The organism is Streptomyces xanthophaeus (genome assembly GCF_000725805.1).
GTDB lineage: Bacteria > Actinomycetota > Actinomycetes > Streptomycetales > Streptomycetaceae > Streptomyces > Streptomyces xanthophaeus.
The window spans coordinates 1,352-1,697 of sequence record NZ_KL647141.1 but is presented as its reverse complement, the minus strand read 5'-3'; the positions used below and the strand labels follow the sequence as shown (position 1 = coordinate 1,697).

General features: G+C 65.3%; 1 protein-coding gene. It reads left to right on the top strand.

Going from position 1 to position 346, the window contains the following annotated elements; all coding sequences use genetic code 11:
- Positions 1-346: condensation domain-containing protein (locus tag IO30_RS42545; RefSeq protein ID WP_037896590.1), on the top strand; the 346-nt coding region annotated here is incomplete at both ends.

Below are 346 nucleotides of genomic sequence, written 5' to 3'. Positions count from 1 at the left end.
CGCGGATGCGTATGCGGCGCGGTGTGTGGGTGAGGTGCCGGGCTGGGCGCCGTTGCCGGTTCAGTACGCGGATTACACGCTGTGGCAGCACCAGCTCCTTGGCGACGAAACCGACACCGAGAGCCTGCTGAGCACCCAAATCGCCTACTGGTCAGACACCTTGGCCGACCTGCCGGATCAGCTTGAGCTGCCCTTCGATCGTCCCCGCCCGCAGACGCCGACCTTCCAAGGGGAAAGCGTCGACTGCGTGCTCTCTGCGGGTGTTCATGCGGGTGTGGTGGAGCTGGCGCGGCGTTCTGGTGTGAGTGTGTTCATGGTGTTGCAGGCGGCTGTGGCGGTGGTGTTG